Source organism: Pseudomonas tohonis, assembly GCF_012767755.2.
Taxonomy (GTDB): Bacteria; Pseudomonadota; Gammaproteobacteria; order Pseudomonadales; family Pseudomonadaceae; genus Metapseudomonas; species Metapseudomonas tohonis.
Window position 1 is genome coordinate 5,367,814 of the sequence record NZ_AP023189.1, and the last position, 25,499, is coordinate 5,393,312.

At 67.6% G+C, this 25,499-nt stretch carries 21 protein-coding genes; 9 read left to right on the forward strand and 12 right to left on the reverse strand.

The annotated features are described in order from the left end of the window. Positions 1 to 184: 184 nt before the first annotated feature. Positions 185 to 1,642 carry a membrane-bound lytic murein transglycosylase MltF gene (gene mltF / locus HSX14_RS24670; RefSeq protein ID WP_173172934.1) on the forward strand — a complete coding sequence of 486 codons (1,458 nt, stop codon included), beginning with the start codon at positions 185 to 187 and terminating at the stop codon, positions 1,640 to 1,642. Positions 1,643 to 1,660: 18 nt separating this feature from the next. On the opposite strand, the gene tadA is transcribed toward mltF, so the two are convergent. The 7 genes from tadA to HSX14_RS24705 form a co-directional block, all read right to left on the reverse strand. Continuing rightward, positions 1,661 to 2,146 carry a tRNA adenosine(34) deaminase TadA gene (gene tadA / locus HSX14_RS24675; protein WP_173172932.1) on the reverse strand — a complete coding sequence of 162 codons (486 nt, stop codon included), beginning with the start codon at positions 2,144 to 2,146 and terminating at the stop codon, positions 1,661 to 1,663. Position 2,147: 1 nt separating this feature from the next. Next, entirely contained in the window at positions 2,148 to 3,512 is a 1,365-nt protein-coding gene (locus HSX14_RS24680; protein WP_173172930.1) for a multicopper oxidase family protein, read from the reverse strand. Positions 3,513 to 3,681: 169 nt separating this feature from the next. After that, positions 3,682 to 5,262, reverse strand: coding sequence for an ABC transporter permease (locus HSX14_RS24685; RefSeq protein ID WP_173172928.1), 1,581 nt, complete (start codon positions 5,260 to 5,262; stop codon positions 3,682 to 3,684). Continuing rightward, the gene (locus HSX14_RS24690; protein ID WP_111263551.1) at positions 5,262 to 6,281 is read right to left on the reverse strand and encodes an extracellular solute-binding protein; all 1,020 of its coding nucleotides are present in this window, start codon (positions 6,279 to 6,281) and stop codon (positions 5,262 to 5,264) included. The genes HSX14_RS24685 and HSX14_RS24690 overlap by 1 nt, the downstream gene beginning before the upstream one ends. A gap of 180 nt (positions 6,282 to 6,461) precedes the next feature. Then, positions 6,462 to 8,042, reverse strand: coding sequence for a glutamine-hydrolyzing GMP synthase (guaA, locus tag HSX14_RS24695; protein WP_173172926.1), 1,581 nt, complete (start codon positions 8,040 to 8,042; stop codon positions 6,462 to 6,464). A 112-nt stretch (positions 8,043 to 8,154) separates the two neighbouring features. Next, positions 8,155 to 9,624 (reverse strand): IMP dehydrogenase, encoded by a 1,470-nt coding sequence (gene guaB, locus HSX14_RS24700; RefSeq protein WP_111263549.1) that lies wholly within the window; start codon positions 9,622 to 9,624, stop codon positions 8,155 to 8,157. 141 nt (positions 9,625 to 9,765) lie between these two features. After that, positions 9,766 to 10,539 (reverse strand): sulfite exporter TauE/SafE family protein, encoded by a 774-nt coding sequence (locus tag HSX14_RS24705; RefSeq protein ID WP_173172923.1) that lies wholly within the window; start codon positions 10,537 to 10,539, stop codon positions 9,766 to 9,768. Between the two features lie 109 nt (positions 10,540 to 10,648). On the opposite strand from HSX14_RS24705, the gene HSX14_RS24710 reads away from it, so the two are divergent. The 7 genes from HSX14_RS24710 (at position 10,649) to leuA (ending at position 19,569) form a co-directional block, all read left to right on the forward strand. Further along, the gene (locus HSX14_RS24710; protein ID WP_173172921.1) at positions 10,649 to 11,566 is read left to right on the forward strand and encodes a LysR family transcriptional regulator; all 918 of its coding nucleotides are present in this window, start codon (positions 10,649 to 10,651) and stop codon (positions 11,564 to 11,566) included. A gap of 53 nt (positions 11,567 to 11,619) precedes the next feature. After that, positions 11,620 to 12,171, forward strand: coding sequence for a sugar ABC transporter ATPase (locus HSX14_RS24715; RefSeq protein ID WP_173172919.1), 552 nt, complete (start codon positions 11,620 to 11,622; stop codon positions 12,169 to 12,171). A 47-nt stretch (positions 12,172 to 12,218) separates the two neighbouring features. Then, positions 12,219 to 13,598 (forward strand): exodeoxyribonuclease VII large subunit, encoded by a 1,380-nt coding sequence (gene xseA, locus HSX14_RS24720; RefSeq protein WP_173172917.1) that lies wholly within the window; start codon positions 12,219 to 12,221, stop codon positions 13,596 to 13,598. Between the two features lie 3 nt (positions 13,599 to 13,601). Next, positions 13,602 to 14,423 carry a peptidoglycan DD-metalloendopeptidase family protein gene (locus tag HSX14_RS24725; protein ID WP_173172915.1) on the forward strand — a complete coding sequence of 274 codons (822 nt, stop codon included), beginning with the start codon at positions 13,602 to 13,604 and terminating at the stop codon, positions 14,421 to 14,423. Between the two features lie 153 nt (positions 14,424 to 14,576). Beyond that, the gene (locus HSX14_RS24730; protein ID WP_173172913.1) at positions 14,577 to 15,860 is read left to right on the forward strand and encodes a mechanosensitive ion channel family protein; all 1,284 of its coding nucleotides are present in this window, start codon (positions 14,577 to 14,579) and stop codon (positions 15,858 to 15,860) included. Positions 15,861 to 15,943: 83 nt separating this feature from the next. Continuing rightward, positions 15,944 to 17,614: a flagellinolysin gene (locus HSX14_RS24735; protein WP_173172911.1), complete on the forward strand. Its 1,671-nt coding sequence runs from the start codon at positions 15,944 to 15,946 to the stop codon at positions 17,612 to 17,614. Between the two features lie 284 nt (positions 17,615 to 17,898). Continuing rightward, positions 17,899 to 19,569, forward strand: a complete 1,671-nt coding sequence (gene leuA, locus HSX14_RS24740; RefSeq protein ID WP_173172908.1) for a 2-isopropylmalate synthase — start codon at positions 17,899 to 17,901, stop codon at positions 19,567 to 19,569. Positions 19,570 to 19,636: 67 nt separating this feature from the next. On the opposite strand, the gene HSX14_RS24745 is transcribed toward leuA, so the two are convergent. Next, a complete protein-coding gene (locus HSX14_RS24745; RefSeq protein ID WP_111263286.1) occupies positions 19,637 to 20,002 on the reverse strand; it encodes a winged helix-turn-helix transcriptional regulator in 366 nt (121 codons plus the stop codon). Positions 20,003 to 20,117: 115 nt separating this feature from the next. Here HSX14_RS24745 and HSX14_RS24750 point away from each other — a divergent pair, with 115 nt between their 5' ends. Further along, complete coding sequence (locus HSX14_RS24750) at positions 20,118 to 21,221, forward strand: alkene reductase (RefSeq protein ID WP_173172899.1); 1,104 nt, start codon at positions 20,118 to 20,120, stop codon at positions 21,219 to 21,221. A 54-nt stretch (positions 21,222 to 21,275) separates the two neighbouring features. On the opposite strand, the gene HSX14_RS24755 is transcribed toward HSX14_RS24750, so the two are convergent. From HSX14_RS24755 to der, 4 genes are all read right to left on the reverse strand, one after another. Next, positions 21,276 to 21,740 carry a hypothetical protein gene (locus tag HSX14_RS24755; RefSeq protein ID WP_173172897.1) on the reverse strand — a complete coding sequence of 155 codons (465 nt, stop codon included), beginning with the start codon at positions 21,738 to 21,740 and terminating at the stop codon, positions 21,276 to 21,278. 140 nt (positions 21,741 to 21,880) lie between these two features. Beyond that, complete coding sequence (locus HSX14_RS24760) at positions 21,881 to 22,675, reverse strand: amidohydrolase (protein ID WP_173172895.1); 795 nt, start codon at positions 22,673 to 22,675, stop codon at positions 21,881 to 21,883. Further along, entirely contained in the window at positions 22,663 to 23,811 is a 1,149-nt protein-coding gene (locus tag HSX14_RS24765) for a pyridoxal phosphate-dependent aminotransferase (protein ID WP_173172893.1), read from the reverse strand. The genes HSX14_RS24760 and HSX14_RS24765 overlap by 13 nt, the downstream gene beginning before the upstream one ends. Before the next feature lie 165 nt (positions 23,812 to 23,976). Then, on the reverse strand, positions 23,977 to 25,452 hold the full coding sequence (gene der, locus HSX14_RS24770) for a ribosome biogenesis GTPase Der (protein ID WP_111263280.1): 1,476 nt from the start codon (positions 25,450 to 25,452) through the stop codon (positions 23,977 to 23,979). Positions 25,453 to 25,499: the final 47 nt, after the last annotated feature.

Here is a 25,499-nt window from a genome sequence, read left to right on the forward strand (position 1 = left end):
GTGCATTCTAGCGCAAAGCGCCTGGTTCCGGCACCCGTGCCGTACCGCTCGAAGCGGCCTTCCGAGGAGCGGCAGGGCGAGCGCGCATCGGCCGCAAACGCCCACCCCCGGGGGCCTGCGGCTAGCAGAGAAGATTTCCACTGTCGAGATATGGCAAGGATCGGGGTTTGCGTATACTGCGCCGATGTTCACCCCACCCGTGTTCCGCAAGCGTCGTGCCTTCTGGCTATTGGCGACCGGAATCCTCCTGCTGCTCGGAGGCTGCAAACAGCCGTCCACCCTCGAGCGCATTCAGGAGGAGGGTGTGCTACGCGTGGTCACCCGCAACAGCCCGGCCACCTATTTCCAGGACCGCAACGGCGAAACCGGCTTCGAGTACGAACTGGTGAAACGCTTCGCCGACGACCTGGGCGTCGAGCTGCAGATCGAGACGGCCGACAACCTCGACGACCTCTTCGCCCGCCTCGGCCAGGCCAACGGCCCGGTGCTCGCCGCCGCCGGCCTCGTGGCCAGCGATGCGCGCCAGCACGAGTCGCGCTTCTCCCACCCGTACCTGGAAGTCACGCCGCAGGTCATCTACCGCAATGGCGAGCGCCGCCCCACCCGCCCGGAAGACCTCGTCGGCCAGCGCATCCTGGTGCTCAAGGGCAGCAGCCATGCCGAGCAACTGGCCGCGCTCAAGGTGCAGTACCCGGAGCTGAAGTACGAGGAATCCGACGAAGTCGAGATCGTCGACCTGCTGCGCATGGTCGACGAAGGGCAGATCGACCTCACCTTGGTGGACTCCAACGAACTGGCGATGAACCAGGTGTACTTCCCCAACGTGCGTGTCGCCTTCGACCTGGGCGACGCCAGCAACCTGGCCTGGGCCGTCGCGCCCGGCGAGGACGACAGCCTGCTCGACGAGGTCAACGGCTTCCTCGACAAGGCCAAGGAAAACGGCACCCTGCAGCGCCTCAAGGATCGCTATTACGGCCATGTCGACGTGCTCGGCTACGTCGGCGCCTATACCTTCGCCAAGCACCTGCAGCAGCGCCTGCCCAAGTACGAGCAGCACTTCCGCCAGGCCTCCCAGGACAACCAGGTGGACTGGCGCCTGCTGGCCGCCATCGGCTACCAGGAATCCCTCTGGCAACCGACCGCTACCTCCAAGACCGGCGTGCGCGGCCTGATGATGCTGACCCAGGACACCGCCAAGGCCATGGGCGTGGCCAACCGCCTGGACCCCAAGCAGAGCATCGTCGGCGGCAGCAAATATTTCGGCATGATCAAGCAGGGCCTGGCCGATGAACTGCTGGAGCCGGACCGTACCTGGTTCGCCCTGGCCGCCTACAACATCGGCATCGCCCACCTGGGGGACGCGCGCAAGCTGGCCGAGGCCGAGGGCCTGAACCCGAACAAGTGGCTGGACGTGAAGCAGATGCTGCCGCGCCTGTCGCAGAAGCAGTGGTACCGCAAGACCCGCTACGGCTATGCCCGTGGGGGCGAGACCGTGCACTTCGTGCAGAACATCCGCCGCTACTACGACATCCTCACCTGGGTGACCCAGCCGCAGATGGAAGGCTCGCAGGTGGCCGAAAGCAACCTGCATGTCCCCGGCATCGACAAGCGCAAGCCTAGCGAAGACACCCCGCCGCTCTGACCGCGCACGACGCGTCCTTCAGCCCTTCAGCGAACGCCGCGCCTTGAAGAACTCGCTGAGGATCGCGCCGCACTCCCCCGCCAGCACCCCGCCCTCCACCAGCACCCGGTGGTTGAGGAAGTCCTGGGTGAAGAACTGGCCCCGGCTGATCGCCACGCCCGCCTTGGGCTCGGTGGCGCCATAGACCACGCGCGCCACGCGTGAATGGACGATGAGCCCGGCGCACATACTGCAGGGCTCCAGGGTCACGTACAGCGTACTGCCCACCAGCCGGTAGTTTTCCAGCGCCAGCGCCGCATCGCGGATGGCGACCATCTCGGCGTGGGCACTGGGGTCGTGCCGTGAGATCGGGCAGTTGAAGCCGCGCCCGATCACCCGGCCATCCTGCACCAGCACCGCGCCGACCGGCACCTCGCCCAGGGCCGCGCCCTCGGCGGCGAGGGCCAGGGCCTCACGCATGAAGTCCTCGTCACGGCTGCGGTCGACGATCATCGGCTGGCGCATCTCAGGCCACCTCGATCGCGGCCATCAGGCCGGTCTCCATGTGGTCGATGACATGGCAGTGGAACATCCACACGCCGGGGTTATCGGCCACCAGGGCGATGCGCGCGGTCTCGTTCTTGCCCAGCAGGTAGGTATCGGTGAAGTAGGGAACGATGTCCTTGCGGTCCGAGCCGATCACCTTGAAAGCCATGCCGTGCAGGTGGATGGGGTGCAGGTACTGGGCCATGTTGCGCAGCTCGAAGATGTAGTGGCCGCCCTTCTTCAACGTGGCGATGGGGCGATCGGCGCAGGTCTTGTCCTGGATGTCCCAGGCCTTGCCGTTGATCTGCCAGTAGTTGCTCGGCCGGCCGGCGGCGCTGGTCAGGGTCGCCGCCCACTCGAACTTGAAGCTGAGGGTCTCGGCCTTCTCCAGGTCCGGCTCCGGCACCGGGTTGGCCGGCAGCGCGGGCGGCCAGTCGCCGGCCGGCTCCTGGCTCGCCACGCTCTTGAGCGTCGCCAGGCGCAGCGGCCCGTTGCGCAGCGGCAGTTCCTGGCCGGCGGCGGGCACCTTGAGCGCCAGCTCGATGCGCATGCCCGGGCCGAGCCAGTACTCCTTGCCCAGCTCGCGCGGCGCGATGGGGTGGCCGTCCAGGGAATAGATGCGCACCTCCGCGCCCGGCATGTTCAGGCGGTAGGTGATGGTGCTGTCGAGGTTCAGCACGCGCAGGCGCACCACCTGCCCGGCGGGCAGCTCCAGGGTCGGTGCCGGCGTGCCGTTGATGGTGGTCAGGCGCCCCCGGGTGCCTTCGCGGGCCGCCTCGCGGGGCACGCTGAACTGGGTGAAGGCGCCCTCCTCGTCCACGTGCCAGGTCTTCAGGCTGAGTACGCGCTCGTGACGGAAGCCGCTGGGCTCGCGCTCTTCGACGATCAGCGGGCCGACCAGGCCGCGCCCCAGCTGCTCGGCGCTGGACAGGTGCGGGTGGTACCAGAAGCTGCCGGCGTCATCGGTACGGAAGCGGTAGTCGAAGTATTCGCCCGGCAACACCGGCAGCTGCGAGACATAGGGCACGCCGTCCATCTCCAGCGGCAGGCGGATGCCGTGCCAGTGGATGGTGGTGGGCTCGTCGAGCTTGTTGATGAAGCGCACGCGCAGCCAGTCGCCCTGGCGTGAACGCAGCTCCACGCCCGGCGCCTGGCCGCCATAGGCCCAGGCCGGGGTGACGTGGCCGGACACCAGCTCGAGGTCCAGCGGCGCGGCGATCAGCTCGTAGTCGTGGGTCTTGGCATCGAGGTTGCGGCCCAGCCAGTAGCGGGTGCCGCCGGCGCCGAGGCCGACCACGCCGAGGCCGACCAGGCCGCCGAGAATCTGTCTGCGGGTGAATGACACGGAATCCAGGCTCCTGTGAGTAATGCTTCGCGGGGCCATCAGGCGGTGCGTTGTCGCTCTGCGGCGACAGGAAGGGCCGGCCTGCATGGGCCGGCTCACGGGTGGCACATTCTGGCACAGCCCCCTTGCATCAGGGCAGCGCCGGGCCGTGGCCAGATGCCACAGCCGCCTAGCGGTTGCGCCCCAGGTAGGCGCGGGTGGTCAGCAGGTACACCGGCAGCCCGGACACCAGCACGATCAGCGCGGCATAGGGCGCGGCAGCGGCGTATTCCAGGTTGGCGGTGTGCGACCACACGGCGGTGGCCAGGGTGTCCAGCCCGGTGGGGCCGAGGATCAGGGTGGCCGTCAGCTCCTTCATGCAATCGAGGAACACCAGCACGAAGCCGGCGCCGATGGCCGGGAAGATGATCGGCAGGGTCACCCGGAAGAAGGCCCTGAGCGGCGTCTGCCCGAGGGTGCGCGCGGCCTCCTCCAGCTGCGGCGAGGCCTTCTCCAGTGCCACGCGGATGGGCGACTGGGCCATCGGCATGAACAGCAGGGCATAGGCCACCAGCAGCAGCAGCGTGGTCTGGTACAGCGCCGGCGCATAACCCAGGGCGAAGAACACCAGGGACAGCGCGATCACCAGCCCCGGCAACGCGTGCAGCAGGAAGGGCAGGCGCTCGGCCAGGCGCGCGAGGCGCCCGTGGTAGCGCACCACCACCAGCCCCACCGGCAATGCCAGCAGGCAACTGATCAGCGCGCCGCCGAAGGACAGGTACAGCGAAGAACCCAGGGTGCGCAGGATGTCCATCAGCGGGAAGGCGGCCGAGCTGCCCTCGTGGATCCAGAAGCCGAGCATGGCCAGCGGCGTGCCCGAGCCGACCACCACCAGCGCCACCAGCAGCGCCTGGATCGGCCAGTCCCACAGGCCCAGGCGCACCGGCGCGGTGCGCCGCGCGACGCCTTGCCCGGTACGGGCGAAACCGCGCCCACGCAGGCGCAGCTCCATGCCCATCATCAGCATGCACAGGGCCAGCAGCAGCGCCGAGAGCATCGCCGCGTTGGCGTTGCTGAATTCCAGCTCGAACTGCTGGTAGATGGCCGTGGTGAAGGTCTGGTAGCGCATGATCGACGGCGCGCCGAATTCCACCAGCATGTGCAGCGCCACCAGCAGCCCGGTGCCCATCAGGGTCGGGCGCAGCAGCGGCAGGGTGACCCGCCAGAACACCTGGCGCCGGGTGTAGCCGAGCATGCGCGCGGACTCCTCCAGCGCCGGGTCGAGGTTGCGCAGGGTCGCCACCACCGGCAGGTAGATCAACGGGTACTTGGACAGGATCATCACCAGCGCCGTGCCGCCGAGGCCTTCGAACACCGGGCTGATGGAAATCCACGAGAAGCCGGCGACGAAGGCCGGGATCGCGAACGGCAGGCACAGCAGCACGTTCCACTGGCGACGCCAGCGCAGGTCGCTGCGTTCCACCAGCCAGGCCAGGGCCAGGCCGAGCAGCACGCAACCGGCGGTCACCAGCACCATCAGCTTCATGGTGTTGGCCAGCAAGTGGAACACGAAGGGGCGCCACAGCAGCTGCCAGGCGGTGTGCCAGCCGGATTCCCAGCTGCGCACGGCGACGTAGAACAGGGGCAGCGCGGCGACCAGCAGCAAAGCCAGGACCGGCACCTGCAGCCAGATGGGCGGGGTGCGGCGACGGCGGCCGAAGGGTTTCGACGTGGAGGCCGCCAGGGCCGGGTCCAGGACTTCTGATTGCATCAGTTCAGCCCGACCTCGCGCTCCAGTTCCAGGGCGTCCTCGGCCAGGCCGATGTCGGCGGCGGTGAGCTTGGGCGGGCGCAGCTGGTCATAGGGCTTGAGCAGCGGGTCGGCCGGCACCTTCTGGTTCACCGGGTACTCGGCGGACTGGCTGAGGATGGCCTTCTGGCCCTCTTCGCTGAGCATGAAGGCGACGAACTGCTGGGCCTCCTTCGGGTGCTTGCTGGCCTTCACCACCGCCACGCCGGACACGCTGGCCAGGCCACCGGCATCGCCGTCGGCGAAGTAGTGCAGCTTGCTCTTGAGCTCGCCCTTCTCCTTCTTCAGGGCCATCCAGTAGTAGCTGTTGATCAGTGCGGCGGCGACTTCGCCGTTCTCCACCGCCTTCATGGCGATGACGTTGTTGGTGTAGGTGGAGCCGAAGGCCTTGAGGCCGGTCAACCACTCCTCGGCCTTCTCGCGGCCCTGGAGCTTGATGATCGCGGCCACCTGGCCGAGGAACTCACCGCTGCTGGGCACGAAGGCGATCTTGCCGCTCCACTCAGGGTCGGCCACCTCGAGCACGCTCTGCGGCAGGGGCTGGTCGCCCAGCTCCTCGGGGTTGTAGGCCAGCACGCGCACGCGCGAGGTGACGCCGATCCAGTTGCCGGCGGGGTCGGCGAACTGCGGCTCGACCTGCTTCAGGGCGCTGTCGTCCACCTTGGCCAGCAGGCCCTGGCCCGCCAGCTTGATCAGCGGCGGCGCCTCTTCGGTGTAGATGATGTCGGCGGGCGAGCGCTCGCCTTCCTCGGCGATCTGGTTGGCCAACTGGCCACCACCGCCCTTGCGGATGCGCACCTGGATGCCGGTGGCTTTGGTGAAGGCCTCGGCGACGGCCTTGCCGGTCGCTTCGTGTTGCCCGTTGTACAGAGTCAGGGTCACTGCGTCGTCGGCCCGGGCCGCCAGGGGCAGCAGCAGGCCGAGGGACAGAACACCCGCGCCGCAGGCGCGGGCCAACGCAGTTACGAGACGTGCCGACATAAGCCACTCCTATCAACTCAGCAATAATCGGAAACGATTATACGGACCAACTGCGCTTCATTCTCAAGAAAAGGCTGCGACAGGTTGCTGCGGCAGATGAGAGGAAGCCGGGGCAGATATGAAAAAGGCGCGGACCGCATGCGGTCCGCGCCTCCGACGCTTGCCTTCAGGCGCGCGCCATCATTCCCACTCGATGGTCGCCGGCGGCTTGCTCGACACGTCGTAGGTGACGCGGGAGATGCCTTCGATCTCGTTGATGATGCGGTTGGAGACCTTTTCCAGCAGCTCGTAGGGCAGGTGCGCCCAGCGCGCGGTCATGAAGTCGATGGTTTCCACGGCACGCAGGGCGACGACCCAGGCGTAGCGACGGCCGTCACCGACCACACCGACGGATTTCACCGGCTGGAACACCACGAAGGCCTGGCTGGTCTTGTGGTACCAGTCGAAGGCACGCAGCTCCTCGATGAAGATGTGGTCCGCGCGGCGCAACAGGTCGGCGTACTCCTTCTTCACCTCGCCGAGGATGCGCACGCCCAGGCCCGGGCCCGGGAACGGGTGGCGGTAGACCATGTCGTAGGGCAGGCCCAGTTCGAGGCCGATCTTGCGCACCTCGTCCTTGAACAGCTCGCGCAGCGGCTCGACCAGCTCGAACTGCATGTCTTCCGGCAGGCCGCCGACGTTGTGGTGGGACTTGATCACGTGGGCCTTGCCGGTCTTGGCGCCGGCCGACTCGATCACGTCGGGGTAGATGGTGCCCTGGGCGAGGAACTTCACGTCCTTGAGCTTGGTCGCTTCCTCGTCGAACACCTGGATGAAGGTGCGACCGATGATCTTGCGCTTCTCTTCCGGGTCGGAGACACCGGCCAGGCGGCCCAGGAACAGCTCCTCGGCGTTGGCGCGGATCACCTTGACGCCCATGTTCTCGGCGAACATGGCCATCACCTGGTCACCCTCGTGCAGGCGCAGCAGGCCGTTGTCGACGAAGACGCAGGTCAGCTGGTCGCCGATGGCCTTGTGCAGCAGGGCCGCGACCACGGAGGAGTCGACACCGCCGGACAGGCCCAGCAGCACCTTGTTGCTGCCCACCTGGGCGCGCACGGTGGCGATGGCGTCGTTGACGATGTTGGAGGGGGTCCACAGGGCTTCGCAGCCGCAGATCTCCAGCACGAAGCGGGAAAGGATGCGACCGCCCTGCTTGGTGTGGGTCACTTCCGGGTGGAACTGCACGCCGTAGTAGGCGCGGCTGTCATCGGCCATGGCGGCGATCGGGCAGCTCGGGGTGCTGGCGAGGATGTGGAAACCCTCGGGCATGGCGGTGACCTTGTCGCCGTGGCTCATCCACACGTCGAGGCCGAGCACGCCGTCGGCGTCGACGTGATCTTCGATGCCGTCGAGCAGGCGGGCCTTGCCGACCACGTCGACACGGGCGTAGCCGAATTCACGCAGGTCGGAACCCTGGACCTTGCCGCCGAGCTGCTCGGCCATGGTCTGCATGCCGTAGCAGATGCCGAACAGCGGAACGTCGAGATCGAACACCGCCTGCGGCGCGCGCGGGCTGTTGGCCTCGTGCACCGACTCCGGGCCGCCGGCGAGGATGATGCCCTTGGGCGCGAAGGCGCGGATGGCATCGTTTTCCATGTCGAACGGGTGGATCTCGCAGTACACGCCGATCTCGCGCACGCGACGGGCGATCAGCTGGGTGTACTGGGAGCCGAAGTCGAGGATCAGGATGCGGTGGGCGTGGATATCTTGATGAGCCATGAGCTTTCCTTCGGAAAGAGCTTGAAGCTGAAAGCCGGAAGCTGGAAGTGCAGGGCGAAAGTCATGCTTCCGGCCTCCAGCTTCCAGCTTCCAGCACCTGTTACGGGACCACTCAGCCCACGCGGTAGTTGGGCGCTTCCTTGGTGATCTGCACGTCATGCACGTGGGACTCGGCCATGCCGGCCCCGGTGATGCGCACGAATTCCGGCTTGGTGCGCATCTCCTCGATGGTGGCGCAGCCGGTGTAGCCCATGGAGGCGCGCAGGCCGCCCATCAGCTGGTGGACGATCGCGGACATGGCGCCCTTGTAGGGCACGCGGCCTTCGATGCCTTCCGGGACGAGCTTCTCGGCACCGGCCGAGGAGTCCTGGAAGTAGCGGTCGGAAGAGCCCTGGGCCTGGGCCATCGCACCCAGCGAACCCATGCCGCGGTAGGCCTTGTAGGAACGGCCCTGGAACAGCTCGACCTCGCCCGGTGCCTCTTCGGTACCGGCCAGCATGGAACCGATCATCACGGCGGAGGCGCCGGCGACGATGGCCTTGGACAGGTCGCCGGAGAAGCGGATGCCGCCGTCGGCGATCAGCGGGACGCCGGTGCCGGCCAGGGCGGCGGCGACGTTGGCGACCGCGGAGATCTGCGGCACGCCGACGCCGGCGACGATGCGGGTGGTGCAGATGGAGCCCGGGCCGATGCCGACCTTGACCGCATCGGCGCCCGCTTCGGCCAGGGCCTTGGCGGCTTCGCCGGTGGCGATGTTGCCGCCGATCACCTGGACTTCGGGGAAGGTCTGCTTGACCCAGCGAACGCGGTCGATCACGCCCTTGGAGTGGCCGTGGGCGGTGTCGACGATGATCACGTCGACGCCGGCGTTGACCAGCGCGGTGACGCGGTCACCGGTATCGGCGCCGGTACCGACGGCAGCGCCGACGCGCAGGCGACCCTGGTCGTCCTTGCTGGCCAGCGGGTAGGCCTTGGCTTTCTCGATGTCCTTGACGGTCATCATGCCCTTCAGGCTGAAGGCGTCGTCGACGATCAGGACCTTCTCGATGCGGTGCTTGTGCAGCAGCTCGCGGACGGTGTTCTTGTCGGCACCTTCCTTGACGGTGACGAGGCGCTCCTTCGGCGTCATCACCTCGCGGACGCGGGCGTCCAGGCGATTCTCGAAGCGCACGTCACGGGAGGTGACGATGCCCACCAGGTCACCGTTGGACAGCACCGGTACGCCGGAGATGTTGTGCTGGCGGGTCAGCTCGAACAGGTCGCGCACGGTGGCGTCGGCCTCGATGGTGATCGGGTCCTTGACCACGCCGGCCTCGAACTTCTTCACCTTGCGGACCTCGGCGGCCTGCTGCTCGATGGTCATGTTCTTGTGGATGATGCCGATGCCGCCTTCCTGCGCCATGGCGATGGCCAGGCGGGCTTCGGTCACGGTGTCCATCGCGGCGGACAGCAGGGGGATGTTCAGTTCGATGCCGCGCGTCAGGCGGGTCTTGAGGCTGACGTCCTTCGGCAGGACCTCGGAATACCCCGGGATCAGGAGTACGTCGTCGAAGGTGAGGGCTTCTTGGCTGATGCGCAGCATGGCGGGGCTCCCAGGCGGGAAAATTGGAAGCGCGGCATTATATCTCAGCTGTGATGGCGCGCTCAATGCGGCTGCAGCACCGTCGAGCGCTGCCCGGGTACTTTTTTTGCAGGGCCTGGTTTTGTCGCGAGCCGGCAGCGCTCATGCCGCCAGGTAACGCCACACCAGCGCCACGCCGCTGCACAGCACCAACCAGGTGACCAGGCGCACGAAGGCCTCGCGGGAGAGACGCAGGGTCAGGCGCCGCCCTGTCCACAGTCCCAGCGCCATGGCCGGCAACAGGCACAGGGCGAGCAGCAGGATCTGCCGGTCGGCGTAGAGCCCCGCGATGACGAACAACCCCAGGCGCACCAGGGTGCTGCAGCCGATCAACGCGCTCTGGGTGGCGCGGATCTGCTCCTTGGCTTGCAGGCGGCCGCTCAGGTAGAGCGCATAAAGGAAGCCGCCACTGCCGAACAGCGCCCCGAAAGTGCCGCCGAAGACGCCGAAGGGCACCACCCAGAAGGGCTTCATCGGCGCCTGCCGCACCGGCTGCAGGAACAGCGACCAGATGGCATAGGCGCAGACGAACAGGCCGAACAGCAGCATCAGCAGTTCGGCATCCAGGTTCACCAGCCCGTAGGCACCGATGGCGCAGCCCAGCGCCATGCAGGGCAGCAACCGGCGCAGCTCGGTGCCGGCCACCGCGCGCCGGGCCGACAGCCAGCTACCGGCGGAGGCGACGAAATCCAGCAGCACCAGCAGCGGAATGATCCGCGCCATGGGCAGGCTGCCCACCAGCAGCGGCCCGGCCACCAGCGCCGTGCCGAAGCCGGCGATACCGAACACCACGTAGGCCAGGGCGATGGCGCCGGCGATCAACAACCAGTCGGTCGGCGAGAACGGCAGGAGGGCGAACTGGCTTGCGAAACTCATGGAACGGCGCTCGGCAGGGGAAGGCCTTCAATCTAGCGAGCGCAGCGGGCACGGGACCAATACAATCCACGCCCTCATCCCATCTCCAAAAGGCATGGCAGGAGCCTCCGTGATCTCATTACGACAACTGCGCACCTTCATCGCGATCGTCGAGAGCGGCAGCTTCAGCCGTGCCGCAGAACGCCTGTTCATCGCCCAGTCAGCCCTCAGCCGGCAGATGCGCGAGCTGGAGACCCACCTGGCCACCCCCTTGCTGGAGCGCGGCCCCCGCCAGGTCGAGCTGACTCCGGCAGGGCGCGCCTTCCACCCCTTGGCGCAACGGCTGCTGCAGGACCTGGAAGCCGCCGGCAACCTGGCCCGCGAGGTCGGCCAGGGCCAGCACGGCACCCTGCGTCTCAGCCACTCCAGCTCGGTCCCCCTGGCCGCACCGCTACAGGCCCCCCTGCGCAGCTACCTGGACCTGCACCCGGGGGTGAATCTGGAGATCGTCCAGCAATCCTCCGAGCAACAGCTGGCCGACCTGCAGGAAGGCCGCCTGGATGTCTGCCTGCTGCGCCTGCCGGTGCTGCGCCAGTACCCCGGCCTCGCCCTGCAGCCGCTGTACCGCGAAGCCCTGCTGCTCGCCGTCGCCGCCGACCACCCGCTGGCCGCCGAGGAACGCCCGGTCGCCCTCGCCCGCCTGGCGGACGAACCCTTCGTCTCGGTGCCGCACATGCAGCGTGGCGGCCTGAGCTACCGCGCCGCCGAGCTGTGCCTGCGCCAGGGCTTCTTCCCCCGCGCGGCCCGCGCCGTATCGCGCAAGACCAGCCAGCTGCAGCTGATCGAAGCCGGTATCGGCGTCGCCCTGGTACCGGCCTCGATGCGCGCCATCGCCCCGGTCGGGGTGCGCTTCCTGGCCCTGGCCGAGGCCGATTGCGACAGCGAGGTGGCCCTGGCCTGGCGCCATGGCGATACCCCCCTGAGCCTGGGCCTGGTGGAACACTTCCGCCTGCAACTGGGCGAAGCCGATCCGTCGCCCCGAGGTTGACGGCGGCAGGCCGACGGTTAAGCTGCGCGGCCCCCGATCCATCGGAGCACCCCGTGGAAACCCGTCAGCTGATCCTCGTCCCGCAGATATCCAGCGTGCCCGGCCATCACGCCCTGGCAGGCCGCATGCTGCGCTGGCTGGTCCGCCAGGACGTGGTCGAAGCCCTGCCCAGTGCCTTCGCTCGCGGCGGCAACCGCATGGTCCACGCCCTCGCGCCGGGGGCCCGCAAGGTCGCCGAACACCCCGGGCATGTGCCCCTGGGCCAGCCGCGCACCGGCCTGGAGATCGTCGACAAGCGCTGCATCTATACCCCCGCGCGCGGTTTTCTCGGCGAGGCCGGCTGCCCGGACTGCCGCCGCGAGATCGGCGAGCCGCTGTTCGAAAGCCTGGAGAACTGGTGGCCGGGCGAGACCGACAACTTCACCTGTCCCGAATGTGGCTTCGAGGACGACATCAACGGCTTCCTCTTCCTCCAGCCCTGTGGCTTCTCCAACCTGGCGTTCATCTTCAACGGCTGCACCGAGGCCGGCTTCGATCGCGCCTTCCTCGCCGCCTTCGCCGATCGCCTCGGCTACCCCGTGCGCGTGGTGCGGGTGGAAGACTGAACCGCGCGCATTGAGCGCGGGCCTTCGCCGCCCGTATCATGCCGCCCATGTTCAAAGACCCTTTCCAACGGCTCGGCCTCGACCGCGAGGTGCTGACCGTCAGCCAGCTCAACCAGCGTGCCCGCCACCTGCTGGAGGACGTGTTCCCCCAGGTCTGGGTGGAGGGCGAGATCTCCAACCTGGCCAAGCCCGCTTCCGGCCACCTCTACTTCACCCTCAAGGACAGCCAGGCCCAGGTGCGCTGCGCGCTGTTCCGGCAGAACGCCGCCAAGGTGCGCCAGGCGCTGCGTGACGGCCTCGCGGTGAAGGTGCGCGGCAAGGTCTCGCTGTTCGAGGGCCGTGGCGACTACCAGTTGATCGCCGACGCCGTGGAGCCCGCCGGCGACGGCGCCCTGCGCCTGGCCTTCGAGGCACTGAAGGAAAAGCTCGCCGCCGAGGGCCTGTTCGACGCCGGGGCCAAGCGCCCGCTGCCCGTCCACCCGCAACGCATCGGCATCGTCAGCTCGCCCACGGGCGCGGTGATCCGCGACATCATCAGCGTGTTCCGCCGCCGCGCCCCGCAGGTGGAACTGACCCTGGTGCCCACCGCCGTGCAGGGCCGCGAGGCCACCGCGCAGATCGTCCGCGCCATCGAGCGGGCCGATGCCCAGGGCTTCGACGCGCTGATCCTCGCCCGTGGCGGCGGCTCGCTGGAAGACCTCTGGTGCTTCAACGAGGAAGCCGTGGCCCGCGCCGTGGCGGCCTGCCGTACCCCCATCGTCAGCGCCGTGGGGCACGAGACGGACGTCTCCATCGCCGACTTCGTCGCCGACGTCCGCGCGCCCACGCCCTCCGCTGCCGCCGAACTCCTGGCCCCGGACTCCAGCAACCTGCGCCAGCGCCTGGAGAGCCTGCAGCGACGCCTGGTGCTGCGCATGCAGCAACAGATCGCCCATCACCACCTGCGCATCGAGGGCCTGGCCCGCCGCCTGCGCCACCCGGGCGAGCGCCTGCGCCAGCAGGCCCAGCGCCTCGACGACCTGGAAATGCGCCTGCAACGCGCCCTCGACCGCCAGCTGAGCACCCGCCGGGAACGCTTCGCGCGCCTGGAGACGCGCCTGGCCGCGCAACACCCGGGCCGCGCCCTGAGCCTGTTGCGCCAGCGCCTGGACAGCCTCGCCGCGCGCCTGCCCCGTGCGATGCAGGAAGGCCTCAAGGAGCGCCGCCTGCAGCTGCAGAGCCAGGTGCAGACGCTCAATGTCGTCAGCCCGCTGGCGACCCTCGGCCGGGGCTACAGCATCCTGCTCGACGAGCGCGGCCAGGCCATCCGCAACGCCGCCCAGACCCGCCCCGGCCAGCGCCTCAAGGCCCGGCTGGGTGAGGGCGAGCTCGACGTGCGGGTCGAAGACAACCACCTCACCCCGGTCACCCTCTCCCTGCTGGATTGACAGATGCGCCTGCTGCTCGCCCTGCTCCTCGCCGTCACCCTCCCCGCCCAGGCCGAAGGCTTCATCAGCCGCCTGCTGAACAAACCGGTGCCCGGCGGCGTCGCCGTGGTGCAGCTGGGCCAGGGTGCCCAGGCACCGACGGCGCGCTTCCAGGACAAGCCGGTGCTGGTGGTCAAGGAGGAAGGCCGCGACTGGATCGCCATCGTCGGTATCCCGCTCGGCACCCCGGCCGGCACCCAGCAGGTGAAGGTGAGCGATGGCCGCAGCCTGGCCTTCAGCGTCGGCAAGAAGCATTACAAGGAGCAGCGCATCACCCTGAAGAACACCCGCCAGGTGAACCCGCTGCCCGAGGACCTCAAGCGCATCGACCGCGAACTGGCCGAGCAGACCCGCGCCTACCGCAGCTTCACCCCGGGCACGCCGAGCAACCTGCTGTTCGACAAGCCGGTGAACGGGCCGCTCTCCAGCCCCTTCGGCCTGCGCCGCTTCTTCAATGGCGAGGAACGCAACCCGCATTCGGGCCTGGACTTCGCCGTGGGTGCCGGCACGCCGATCAAGGCCCCGGCGGCAGGCAAGGTGGTGCTCATCGGCGACTACTTCTTCAACGGCAAGACGGTGTTCGTGGACCACGGCCAGGGGCTGATCAGCATGTTCTGCCACATGTCCCGGGTGGACGTGAAACTCGGCCAGCAGCTGCCACGCGGCGGCGTGGTCGGGCGTGTCGGCGCCACCGGCCGGGCCACCGGGCCGCACATGCACTGGAACGTCAGCCTCAATGACGTACGCGTCGACCCGGCCATCTTCATCGGGGCCTTCAAGCCCTGACGACGGGCACGGGGCCACCCGAGCCCGGCGCCGCCATACAACTCCCCTTACAGACGCCGCCTGGGCCGTGCGGCGCATTTTTGCTAAGGTCCGCCAGCTCCGGAGGCCCGCCGCAACGGCCGGCCCGATCACACCGCTGACATGGAGCCGCATATGCCCCACGAGCTGGCAACCTGGATGGACTGGCTGAAGGGCCACCCCGAACTCCTCACCCTCTGCGCCTCCACCCTGCTGGTGCTGGGCGCCTGGCTGGCCAACTGGATGGTCAAGCGCATCCTCGTGCGCGGGCTCTATCGCCTGGTCGCCACCGGCCTCAACGGCGGTGCGAAGCTGCAGGACCACGGCCTGATCAAGCGCCTGGCCAACGTGGTGCCGGCCCTGGTGCTGGCGAGCGGGGTCAAGGTCATCCCGGGCCTGCCGACGTCCCTGGTGACGGTGGTCACCAATGTCTGCGCCGCCTTCATCATCCTCACCCTCGCACTGGCCCTGAGCGCGGTGCTGGATATCGTCAACGGCCTCTACCAGCGCCGCCCCGATGCCCACCTGCGGCCGATCAAGGGCTACCTGCAGGTGCTGAAGATCGCCGTGTTCGCCATCGCCGCCATCCTCATGGTGGCCAGCCTGATCGACCGCTCGCCGCTGATCCTGCTCTCCGGCCTCGGCGCCATGGCCGCGGTGCTGATGCTGATCTTCCAGGACACCCTGCTGTCACTGGTGGCCAGCGTGCAGATCACCTCCAACGACATCATCCGCGTCGGCGACTGGGTGGAGATGCCCCAGCTCAACGCCGACGGCGACGTGATCGACATCGCCCTGCACACGGTGAAGGTGCAGAACTGGGACAAGACCATCACCACCATCCCCACCAAGCGCTTCATCACCGACTCGTTCAAGAACTGGCGCGGCATGCAGGAATCCGGCGGCCGACGCATCAAGCGCAGCCTGTTCCTCGACCAGAACAGCGTGCACTTCCTCGATGCCGACGACCTGGCCCGGCTGCACCGCTTCCGCCTGCTCGACGGCTACCTCAAGGCCAAGGAAAGCGAGCTGCTCAGCTGGAACGCGCAACTGGACGAATCCAGCCGCCTGCCGATCAACAGCCGCCAGCTGACCAACATCGGCACCTTCCGCGCCTACGTGGAGAACTACCTGCGCCACAGCGGCGACATCCGCCAGGACATGACCCTGCTGGTGCGGCAGATGGCGCCCACCGCCGACGGCCTGCCGCTGGAGCTCTACTGCTTCACCAACACCACCGCCTGGGCGCGCTACGAGGCCATCCAGTCGGACATCTTCGACCACCTGCTGGCGATCCTCCCGGAGTTCGGCCTGCGCGTGTTCCAGCACCCGAGCGGAGCCGACATGCGCGAGCTGCGGCTGCCCGCGCAATCGCCACAGGCCACGCCCGCCGCAGCCTTCGACCACTCGTCGGGCTGAAACCGCAGCGGCATCAAGAAGCCAGTACGCCCGCCGATGCAGTGTCGATACCGGAATTTCCGGTAGTGCGAGCGAGAGACAGGATGCTGACGGTCAATACCAACATCGCCTCCTCGTTCACGCGAAGACAGTTGAGCACCACGGACAATGCACTGGGCAAGACCTTGCAGCGTCTGTCGACCGGCCAGCGCATCAACAGCGCCAAGGACGACGCCGCCGGCCTGCAGATCTCCAATGCCCTGACATCCCAGGTGCGCGGGCTCAACGTCGCCACGCGGAACGCGAATGACGGCATGTCGATGCTGCAGGTGGGGGAAGGTGCGCTGCAAAGCGTGACGTCCGCGCTGCAGCGCATCCGCACGCTCGGCCTGCAGGCCATGAACGGCTCCAACTCCGAGACCGACCGCGCCGCACTGAACCAGGAGGCGCAGAAGCTCCTGGAGGAGATCAACCGGGTCAACGAGACCACCACCTTCGGCGGCCGCAAGATCTTCAGCCAGGACAGCGGCTCGCAGCTGGGCAAGCTCGACGAGCGCGCGGTGCTCAATTCGCTCAAGGGCTTCTGGATCAGCGAGGGCGAGCAGCGCGTCTTCGACGCCTACGGGATCAAGGCCGACGGCGCCACGCTGAAGATCACCCTGAGCAACGACCCGTCCAGCACCACCCTGGCCTCGGTCGCAGGCTCCCCCGGCGCCGGTGGCAAGTACTACAACCAGGTGCTCGACGTGAACATGGCCTACTTCGATGGGTCGAGCCTGCCCAACGGCGGCAACAACCCCGGCCAGTACACCGACCGCGTCCTCGCCCACGAGATGACCCACGCGGTGATGGGCCGGGCGATGAACTTCAATGCCCTGCCCGGCTGGTTCAAGGAAGGCACGGCGGAGGCGGTGCAGGGTGCCGACGAGCGCCTGCGCAGCGACATCGCCGCCAGCAGCATCGGCGCGGTGGTCGGTGCCTTCGGCGGCATCGGCAGCAGCGCCGGCTATTCCGCCTCCTACGCCGCGGTGCGCTACATGCACGCGGAGATCAAGGCGGCCGGCGGCAACGGCATCAAGGACGTGATGCAGTACCTGGCCGGCCACGCCAACTCCACCCTCGACGACGCCCTGGCCAACGCCAGCCATGGCGCCTTCGCCAGCGCCGCCGACTTCGGCACCCAGTTCTCCGCCAATGGCGCGGCCTTCATCGCCGGGATGGACCTGACCAACGAGGACACCGGCGCCATCGGCGGCTTCGATGCCGACGGCGGCGATGTGCTCACCGCCGAGGACGTGTTGCCCAACCGCGGCACCGGCACGCCCGGCTCCCTGGGCTTCAAGCTGGAAGAGCCCAAGCTGTTCGATGCCAACGCCACCGGTGGAGGCGTGCAGACCTCGCTGCAGGTCGGCGCCAACGCCTGGGAAACCATCGACGTCGGCCTCGCCTCCTTCAACACCGGGGCGATGGCGCTGAACAACGTCAACCTGATCAAGACCCCCGGCCTCGCGGTGATGGACATCGACGACGCCCTCGCCTACGTGGACCGCCAGCGCGCGTACATGGGCGCCATCCAGAACCGCCTCGACAACACGGTCAGCAACCTGCAGAACATCTCCGAGAACGCCAGCGCCAGCCGCTCGCGCATCACCGATGCCGACTTCGCCGCCGAATCGGCCACCCTCGCCTCGAAGCAGATCCTCCGGCAGGCAGCGCAGAGCATGCTGGTGCAGGCCAACCAGATGCCCCAGGCCGTTCTCTCGCTCCTGGGCTGACGCGCAATTCCCGCTACATTTCGCCGCCACCCGAGCAAAAAACCATCGCCCAGATCCAACCAACGCACGAAATCACCAATTTTCCGACAAGCCTTGCCATATTCAACCCAAGCCAATAGGGTTGTCGGCATGAAAGCCTCTCACACCCTCATCCTCCTGCGTCAACACGCCTGCCTACGCCTGGTCAGCCCACGACTGCGTAGCTGAATCGCGACGCCCCGCTCCACCCCGCATTTCATTTGGCCGGCCGCCGTCATCAGGCCCATCAGAACAAGGATTGCCCCATGAGCATGCTCAAAGACCCGTCTCGCAAATACCGCGCCTTCCCCGCCATCAACCTGCCCGACCGCACCTGGCCGTCGAAGACCATCACCGAGGTGCCGATCTGGTGCAGCTCCGACCTGCGCGACGGCAACCAGTCGCTGATCGAGCCGATGGACGCGCAGAAGAAGATGCGTTTCTTCAAGACTCTGGTGCAGGTGGGCCTGAAGGAAATCGAGGTGGCCTTCCCCTCCGCCTCGCAGACCGACTTCGACTTCGTCCGCGAACTGATCGAGAACGGCCATATCCCCGATGACGTGACCATCCAGGTGCTGACCCAGGCCCGCGAAGACCTGATCACCCGCACCTTCGAATCCCTCAAGGGCGCGAAGAAGGCCATCGTCCACGTCTACAACGCCACCGCGCCGTCCTTCCGCCGCATCGTCTTCAACCAGGACCGCCAGGGCGTGATCGACATCGCCACCGGCGCCGCCCGCCTGATCAAGCAGCTCGCCGCCAGGCAGCCCGAGACCCAGTGGACGTTCCAGTACTCGCCGGAAATCTTCAGCTCCACCGAGCAGGACTTCTCCCTGGAGGTGTGCAACGCGGTGATCGACGTCTGGGAACCGACCCCGGCCAACAAGATCATCCTCAACCTGCCCGCCACCGTTGAGTGCGCCACGCCGAACGTCTACGCCGACCAGATCGAATGGTTCGGCCGCCACATCAACAAGCGTGACAGCGTGATCATCAGCCTGCACACCCACAACGACCGTGGCACCGGCGTGGCCGCCACCGAGCTGGGCCTGATGGCCGGCGCCGACCGCGTCGAAGGCTGCCTGTTCGGCAACGGCGAGCGCACCGGCAACGTCGACCTGGTGACCCTGGCGCTGAACATGTACACCCAGGGCCTGCACCCGCAGCTGGACTTCTCCGACATCGATGCCGTGCGCAAGGTGGTGGAAGAGTGCAACCAGCTGCCGGTCCACCCGCGCCATCCCTACGTGGGTGACCTGGTGCACACCGCCTTCTCCGGCTCGCACCAGGACGCCATCCGCAAGGGCTTCGCCCAGCAGCAGGACGGCGCGCTCTGGGAAGTGCCCTACCTGCCGATCGACCCGGCCGACATCGGCCGCAGCTACGAGGCGGTCATCCGCGTCAACAGCCAGTCGGGCAAGGGTGGCATCACCTTCCTCCTGGAGCAGGAATACGGCATCAGCCTGCCGCGCCGCATGCAGATCGAGTTCAGCCAGGTGGTGCAGCGCGAGACCGATCGCCTCGGCCTCGAAATGACTGCCGAGCAGATCTACAAGCTGCTCGACAGCGAGTACCTGCAGGCCACCACGCCCTACACCCTGAAAGGCCATCGCCTGCAGGAAGAGAACGGCACCAGCGCGGTGGACATCGAAGTCCAGGTCAAGGGCGAGACCCAGCACCTGCGCGGCATGGGCAAGGGTCCGCTGGAGGCCCTGGTGGCCAGCCTGCCGGTGAAGGTGGAGATCATGGACTACTCCGAGCACGCCATCGGTGGCGGCGCCAACGCCAAGGCCGCCGCCTATATCGAGCTGCGCCTGGAAGGGGGCCGCGCGCTGCACGGCATCGGCATCGACGAGAACATCACCACCGCCAGCTTCCGGGCCCTGTTCAGCGCCCTCAACCGCGCCCTGAGCCAGACCGAGGCCGAAGCGGCCTGACGCTCGCGACGGAAACGAAAAACCCCGCCTCGGCGGGGTTTTTCCTTTGTGGCAGGACGAGCGTCGGCTAGCCCTGCTGCTGCCAGTGGCAGCGGCCCCAGGCGCACATCGCCTCCAGCACCGGCTGCAGGCTCGCGCCGTGCTCGGTGAGGCGGTACTCCACACGCGGCGGCACCTCGGCGAACACGGTGCGCGAGAGCACGCCGTCATGCTCCAGCTCGCGCAGCTGCTGGGTCAGCATCTTCTCGGTGATGCCCGGTACGCGGCGCTTGAGCTCCGAGAAGCGCAGCGCCTCCTTCATCAGGTGATACACCAGCAGCGACTTCCACTTGCCGCCGATCACGTCCAGCGTCACCTCCACCGGCGTGTTGTAGACCTTGTCGCCCGAAACCAGGCGCTTGGTTTCGGTGGTGATCGGCTCGTGCTCGCTCATATTGCTTACCCATCAGTAAGTGACTGCCGGAATCGTACGTACTTGTCAGCCAGATTGCCACCGGCATAATCGACCGCCACATTCATGCCGAATGCAGCCGATGGAGATCGAACCGATGACCACACGTAACCTGTTCCAGCCCACCCGCCTGGGCAGCCTCGAGCTTCCCAACGCAGTGGTGATGGCGCCCCTCACCCGCCAGCGCAGCCTGCAACCCGGCAACATCCCCAGCGAACTCAACGCCACCTATTACGCCCAGCGCGCCAGCGCCGGCCTGATCATCAGCGAGGCCACCCAGGTCTGCCCCGAAGGCCAGGGCTACGCCTGGACTCCCGGTATCCACAGCGCCGAGCAGGTCGAGGGCTGGAAGAAGGTCACCCGGGCGGTGCACGACAAGGGCGGCCGCATCGTCCTGCAACTCTGGCACGTGGGGCGCATCTCCCACCCGCTGCTGCAGCCGGACGGCGTCGATCCCGTTGCCCCGTCCGCCATCCAGGCCAAGGCCGACTGCTATGTGCAGGAAGCCGATGGCAGCCACCACCGCGAGCCCACCGCCAAGCCGCGCGCCCTGGCGCTCGATGAAATCCCCGGCGTGGTCGCCGCCTACGCCCAGGGTGCGGCCAACGCCCTGCGTGCCGGCTTCGACGGCGTCGAGGTGCACGCGGCCAACGGCTACCTGCTGGACCAGTTCCTCTGCTCCGGCAGCAACCAGCGCACCGATGCCTACGGCGGCTCTGCGGCCAACCGCGCGCGCCTGGTGCTGCAGGTGATCGACGCCGTGATCGCCACCACCGGCGACAGCGGCCGCGTGGGCGTGCGCATCTCGCCGATGGGCACCTTCGGCGACATCAGCGACGCCAACCCGCGCGAGACCTTCGGCTACCTGGTGGAGCAACTGAACAGCCGCAACCTCGCCTACCTGCACATCAACAAGCCGGACTGGCTGGGCGGCACCTTCGAGGGCTTCGACGACCTGCTGCGCGAACTGCGCGACCGCTACCAGGGCAGGATCATCCTCGCCGGCGGCCTGGACAGCAGCAGTGCCGAGCAGGCCCTGGCCAGCGGCCTCGCCGATGCCGTGGCCTTCGGCCGGCCCTACATCGCCAACCCCGACCTGGTCGAGCGCTTGCGCCAGGGCGCCGCTCTCAACCAGCCGGACGCCAACACCTTCTACGGCGGCGCCGAAGCCGGTTATACCGACTACCCGACGCTGGGGTGACGGGCGCAGGAACGAAAACGCCGGGCATCGCCCGGCGTTTTTCATGGCTGCGGCTCAGACGAGCCCGAACAGCAGCAGGATCGGCACCATGGCGACGATGAACGCCAGCAGGAACAGCAGGCCGATCCCTACGCTCCGCCACAACGAGAAGAATGCGCCACCCGCGGCCTTGTGCCGGTCCAGTGGCGTGCCGAACAACTGCCGCGCATAGGCGTTCATCGCCATCACCTGGACCACGCCGAAGACGATGGCGGGGACGTTCTCCGGCAACAGTGCACCCGCGACGATTATCGCGATGAAGAACACGATCGAGACGGCCCACAGCTTCCCGGTCTCGGCACCCCGGCCCATGGCCTTTAGGTTGGCGGCGGTGACATAGGCCCCGGCCAGTGGCGTGCCGAAGAAGGTGGCCAGACCGACGCCGGGGATGCTGTAGAGGCACAGGTGCTCGCTGCCGGTCGTCGGTGCGAGCAGCTCGGCGGTGGGGGTCTGGAAGGGGTTTTCGGCTTCCGTGCTCATGTCGGGCTCCTTGGATAGCGGCAGGAAATGGATTGAGGGGCCCCATCATAGGGAGACTCCCTGGTGCGCGATTCCACCGCGCTGTAACAGATACCCGCGAATGCGACGAGGGCGACCACAGCCGCCCTCGCTCCCGTGGATCAGGGCGTGAGCCGGAACCCATCGGCATCAAGGTTGGCGGGGAAGCGATCACGGTAGCTCGCCAGGACACTGCCACTGAGGGCGATCTGGAACACGCCGTCCCGCGCGCCGGCATCGAGCAGCGTCTCGCCCTGGAAGTCCAGGACCTGGCTGTCTCCACTGTAGGGGTGGCCCTTGCCGTCCTCACCCACGCGGTTCACCGCCGCCACGTAGCAGAGGTTCTCGATGGCGCGCGCCGGCAGCAGGCGGTTCCAGTGATGACGACGCGCGGCGGGCCAGTTGGCGGTATAGAGCAACAGGTCGGTGTCGTGGGGATCACGGCTCCAGACCGGGAAGCGCAGGTCGTAGCAGACCAGCGGGCGCACCCGCCAGCCCTTGACCTCGAACAGCGCCTGGGCCTCGCCCGGCGTGTAGTGCTTGTGCTCGCCGGCCATGCGGAACAGGTGGCGCTTGTCGTAGTGCAGCATTTCGCCGTCGGGGCGCGCCCAGAGCAGGCGGTTGCGGTGGCTGCCGTCGGCGGCGCGGATGATCACGCTGCCGGTCACCACCGCGTCGAGACGACGGGCCTGCTCGCGCAGCCAGGCGTAGGTGGGGCCCTCCTCCTCTTCGGCGAGGGCGGCCGACTCCATGGAGAAGCCGGTGGTGAACATCTCCGGCAGCACGATCAGGTCGGCGCCACGGGCCTGCTCCAGCAGGGCCTCGAAGTGCCTGTGGTTGGCGTCGGCGTCGTGCCAGGCCAGGGTGGTCTGCACCAGGGCCAGCTGCAGGTCGGGCAATGAACTCAGATCGCGCATAGCTTCTCCGCTGCCTGGCGCAGCGTCTCCTCTCGTTTGGCGAAGCAGAAGCGCACCAGTCGCAGGTCGCGCGGGGCGCTCTGGTAGAACACCGACACGGGAATAGCGGCCACGCCGTGTTCACGGGTCAGCCATTCGGCCATGGCCACGTCGTCCAGCTCGGGGCGGATGGCGCTGTAGTCGACCAGCTGGAAATAGGTACCGGCGGCGCGGGTGAAACCGAAGCGCGATCCGCCCAGCAGGTCGCAGAACAGGTCGCGCTTGGCCTGGTAGAAACCGGGCAGCTCGGTGAGGTGCTCGGGGTGGTCGGCCATGAAGTCGGCCAGCGCCCACTGCAACGGCGTGACGCCGCAGAAGTTGACGTACTGGTGCACCTTGCGCAGCTCGGCGGAGAGGGCCGGCGGCGCGACCACGTAGCCGGTCTTCCAGCCGGTGACGTGGTAGGTCTTGCCGAAGGAGCTGACCACGAAGGCGCGGGCATACAGCTCGTCATGGGACAGCACGCTGACATGGGCCTGGCCATCGAACACCAGGTGCTCGTAGACCTCGTCGCTGACCAGGTAGATGTCGCGCCCCCGGATGAGCGCCGCCAACCGGTCCAGTTCGGCCCGGGAGATCAGAGCGCCGCTGGGGTTGTGCGGGCTGTTGAGGATAATCATCCGGGTGCGCTCGCTGAGCGCGTCGGTCATGCGTTGCCAGTCGATGGCGAAGCCCGGCAGGGCCAGGGGCACATGCACGCAGCGGCCGCCGGCCAGCTCCACCGAAGGCTCGTAGCTGTCGTAGCAGGGGTCGAGGACGATGACCTCGTCGCCGGCGCGCACCACCGCCTGGATCGCGCAGAAGATCGCCTCGGTAGCGCCGGGGGTGACCGTGACCTCGCTGTCGATATCGACCTGGCGGCCATAGTAGGCCTGGACCTTGGCCGCCACCTGCTGGCGCAGCGCGGGCAGGCCGGTCATGGGGGCGTACTGGTTGTGGCCGGCACCGATATGGCGGGCCACCGCATCGCAGAGTGCGGCGGGCGCGGAGAAATCCGGGAAGCCCTGGGACAGGTTGATGGCGCCGGTTTCGGCGGCGAGCTGGGACATGCGGGTGAAGATGGTGGTGCCGACGTTGGGCAACTTGCTGGCGATCATTTCTTCAGGCTGCTGGCGACTGGGGATGGCGCTAGCTTAAGGCCTGGCGGGCTCACGACCAAGATGAAAGCAGGCGTTGCGGCAAGGTGCTGCCGGCCGCCCCGATGGCCACCGCCCGGAACGAAAAAGGGCGCCCATGGGCGCCCTCTTGCGGTTGCACGGGAATCAGCGTTTGTCGCGACGCTTCTTCTCGGCCTTCTTGTGGTGCGACATGAGGCGGCGCTTCTTGTTCACCTGGCGATCGGTCAGGGTGTTCTTCTTGCCCTCGAAGGGGTTGTCGCCCCCCTTGTACTCGATGCGGATCGGCGTACCCACCAGCTTCAGCACGCGCCGATAGGTGTTCTCCAGGTAGCGCGAGTAGGACTTGGGGACCGACTCGACCTGGTTGCCGTGGATCACGATCAGCGGCGGGTTGGCACCACCGAGGTGGGCATAGCGCAGCTTGATGCGGCGACCGTTGACCAAAGGCGGCTGGTGCTCCTGCACCGCGCCTTCGAGGATCTGGGTCAGGCGGCTGGTGGGCCAGCGGGTGATGGCGGACTTGAAGGAGGCCTGAACCGACTTGTACAGGTTGCCCACACCGGTGCCATGCAGCGCGGAGATGAAGTGGATGTCGGCGAAGTCGACGAAGAACAGCCGGCGCTCCAGTTCGGTCTTCACGTAGTCGCGCTCGCCCGACTCCATGCCGTCCCACTTGTTCAGGGCGATGACCAGTGCGCGACCGGTCTCCAGCACGAAGCCCAGCAGGTTGAGGTCGTGCTCGACCACGCCTTCGCGGGCATCCATGACGAAGATCACCACATTGGCGTCCTGGATCGCCTGCAGCGTCTTGACCACGGAGAACTTCTCCACGGCCTCGAAGATCTTGCCGCGACGGCGCACGCCGGCGGTGTCGATCAGGGTGTATTTCTCTTCGTTGCGCTCGAAGGGAATGTAGATGCTGTCGCGCGTGGTGCCGGCCTGGTCATAGACGATGACCCGCTCCTCGCCGAGCATGCGGTTGACCAGCGTCGACTTGCCGACGTTGGGGCGACCGATGATGGCGATCTTGATCCCGTCCTTCTCGCTCGGCCCGGGAATGCGGCTCTGCTCCTCGCCTTCGGCGACGTCCTCGGCCTGCGCGGCGGCGTCTTCTTCGACCGCATCGTCACGGGGGAAATCACCCAGGGCTTCCTGCAGCATCTGGCTGATGCCGCGACCATGGGCGGCGGCGATGGGCAGGGCGTCGCCCAGGCCCAGCGGGCTGAACTCGGCGCGGGCAAGATCCGGGTCGATGGTGTCGACCTTGTTCGCCACCAGGTAGGTCTTCTTGTTGCGCTTGCGCAGGTGTTCCGCGATCGACTGGTCGGCGGCGCTCATGCCGGCACGGGAGTCGACCATGAACAGCACCGCATCGGCCTCTTCGATGGCCTGCAGGGACTGTTCGGCCATCTTCGCGTCGATGCCCTGCTCGTCACCCGAGATACCGCCGGTATCGATGACGATGAAGGTGCGGCCGTTCCACTTCGCCTCGCCGTACTGGCGGTCACGGGTCAGACCGGCGTACTCCGCGACGATGGCGTCACGGGTCTTGGTCAGGCGGTTGAACAGGGTGGACTTGCCGACGTTCGGGCGGCCCACCAGGGCAATTACGGGAACCATGAGGCTCTCCACTATTCGTTATTTCAGAAAACACAACGGCCGCTGCC

Coding starts and splice junctions, on each gene's coding strand:
- mltF (WP_173172934.1), top strand. CDS start 185: ATGTTCACCCCACCCGTGTTCCGCAAGCGTCGTGCCTTCTGGCTATTG.
- tadA (WP_173172932.1), bottom strand. CDS start 2,146: ATGCGCCAGCCGATGATCGTCGACCGCAGCCGTGACGAGGACTTCATG.
- HSX14_RS24685 (WP_173172928.1), bottom strand. CDS start 5,262: ATGCAATCAGAAGTCCTGGACCCGGCCCTGGCGGCCTCCACGTCGAAA.
- HSX14_RS24690 (WP_111263551.1), bottom strand. CDS start 6,281: ATGTCGGCACGTCTCGTAACTGCGTTGGCCCGCGCCTGCGGCGCGGGT.
- guaA (WP_173172926.1), bottom strand. CDS start 8,042: ATGGCTCATCAAGATATCCACGCCCACCGCATCCTGATCCTCGACTTC.
- guaB (WP_111263549.1), bottom strand. CDS start 9,624: ATGCTGCGCATCAGCCAAGAAGCCCTCACCTTCGACGACGTACTCCTG.
- HSX14_RS24705 (WP_173172923.1), bottom strand. CDS start 10,539: ATGAGTTTCGCAAGCCAGTTCGCCCTCCTGCCGTTCTCGCCGACCGAC.
- xseA (WP_173172917.1), top strand. CDS start 12,219: ATGTTCAAAGACCCTTTCCAACGGCTCGGCCTCGACCGCGAGGTGCTG.
- HSX14_RS24725 (WP_173172915.1), top strand. CDS start 13,602: ATGCGCCTGCTGCTCGCCCTGCTCCTCGCCGTCACCCTCCCCGCCCAG.
- HSX14_RS24730 (WP_173172913.1), top strand. CDS start 14,577: ATGCCCCACGAGCTGGCAACCTGGATGGACTGGCTGAAGGGCCACCCC.
- HSX14_RS24735 (WP_173172911.1), top strand. CDS start 15,944: ATGCTGACGGTCAATACCAACATCGCCTCCTCGTTCACGCGAAGACAG.
- leuA (WP_173172908.1), top strand. CDS start 17,899: ATGAGCATGCTCAAAGACCCGTCTCGCAAATACCGCGCCTTCCCCGCC.
- HSX14_RS24745 (WP_111263286.1), bottom strand. CDS start 20,002: ATGAGCGAGCACGAGCCGATCACCACCGAAACCAAGCGCCTGGTTTCG.
- HSX14_RS24750 (WP_173172899.1), top strand. CDS start 20,118: ATGACCACACGTAACCTGTTCCAGCCCACCCGCCTGGGCAGCCTCGAG.
- HSX14_RS24755 (WP_173172897.1), bottom strand. CDS start 21,740: ATGAGCACGGAAGCCGAAAACCCCTTCCAGACCCCCACCGCCGAGCTG.
- HSX14_RS24760 (WP_173172895.1), bottom strand. CDS start 22,675: ATGCGCGATCTGAGTTCATTGCCCGACCTGCAGCTGGCCCTGGTGCAG.
- HSX14_RS24765 (WP_173172893.1), bottom strand. CDS start 23,811: ATGATCGCCAGCAAGTTGCCCAACGTCGGCACCACCATCTTCACCCGC.
- der (WP_111263280.1), bottom strand. CDS start 25,452: ATGGTTCCCGTAATTGCCCTGGTGGGCCGCCCGAACGTCGGCAAGTCC.